Annotated in this window: 1 protein-coding gene; it reads left to right on the plus strand. The window is 33.7% G+C overall.

The features are described 5' to 3' along the window. Positions 1-77 precede the first annotated feature (77 nt). Positions 78-1,622 (plus strand): IS1634 family transposase (locus FYJ80_RS11535; protein ID WP_154427048.1); only part of this gene is annotated, 1,545 nt, incomplete at its 3' end.

Raw genomic sequence — 1,622 nt, forward strand, 5'->3', positions numbered from 1 at the left:
CTAAGAAAAGGACAAAGGAGTTAAAAGAAAAGGAGAAGAATAATATTATCAATCTCTCTTTACAGAAAGATGGTATTATGCGTTTTAATGAAAATGGAGAGTACGATATAAGAATCCATTATGGGGACGCTTTTATTGCATGGGTAATACATAGACTTCGTCTTGATAAATTTGTTGATAACAGAAGAAAATATCTAAACCTTGACTACAATCTCACTAACTTGATGAGACTCTTTATATACGAAAGGATACTCTCTCCGTCATCAAAACTCACTAACTGGAAGAATAGAGATAGCTATTACGAGAAAATGAACTTTACTCAAGCGCAAATATATTCCGGATTGCAGCAGCTTGGAGAATATAAAGAAGATATGCTCTCTCATCTTGATAAAGTAATGAAAGAACTTTATGGAAGGCAGACAGGATATGGATACTTTGATGGAACTAATGTTTATTACGAAATTGAAGATGAGGATGGTTTTAGAGAAAAAGGATGTAGTAAAGAGAATAGACCTCTTCCAATAACACAATTAGGAGTGTTACTAGATTCTAATGGCTTTCCAATGTCCTATGATATATGGCCAGGTAATACTAATGATTGTTTAATGCTTCCTCCTGCAGTAAATAGAGCAAGAGAAATATTTGAAATGAAGCATATGATATATGTAGCAGACAAAGGCTTCTATTCTGGTGATACCATTGCAAATATAATAATTAACCACGATGGATATGTTATATCTAATTCTGTCAGAGGTAAGAAGATAGATGAAGAAACCAGGAAAAAGGTACTGGATAGAAGTGATTATACCTGCATAGATGATAATGGAAAGGAGCAGAAAGCATTTGATAAAAGTACTCAGTTCATGTATAAGACCATTGAAATAATAGGAAACTGTAATATTACCGATAAAGATGGAGATAAAAAGAAGGTTAAAGTTGGTAAACATCTCATAGCATTCTGGTCACGAAAGTATGCTGAGAGGGCAAAAATTGATAGAATGGAGACTATTGAGAAGGCTTTAGCTAAAAGCCATACATCCTCTAAAAGCAAAATTGATAATACCTATGGTTCAAACAGGTTTCTGGCTACTGAAGTAAAAGATAGTGAAGGTAATGTAGTTAAAAACTACAGTGCTACTGTAAAATTCAACCAAGATGCAGTTGATGATGTTGAAGCATTAGATGGATTTTATATCATTGAAAGTAACCTTGCTGGTCTTGGTTGGTATGACGATAAAAAACCATTTGAAGAGGGACAAACCTGTAGATGGCGTGAAGATTGGGGTATGCTACAACTAAATAGAGAGCTTACTGCTTTGGATATTATTAGTATATACAGGGGATTGTGGAAGATAGAGGATTCTTTTAAGACTATGAAATCTTATCTTAAAATGAGACCTGTATTTGTTTGGTCTAGAAAAAGCTTAGAAGGACATTTCCTTATTTGTTTCCTTTCTCTCTTGATTATGAGAATACTGGAATACGAAACAGGAAATGAATATACAACTAGACGTCTTACACAGTCTTTAAGAAATGCAACTCTTGGTGAAATGGCTCCAGGTGTTTATGTCACTTTATATTATGACCAAGTACTTATGAATCTTTCTAACAAGATGAATTTA

Origin of the sequence: Bullifex porci, assembly GCF_009695635.1 — a bacterium.
GTDB lineage: Bacteria > Spirochaetota > Spirochaetia > Sphaerochaetales > Sphaerochaetaceae > Bullifex > Bullifex porci.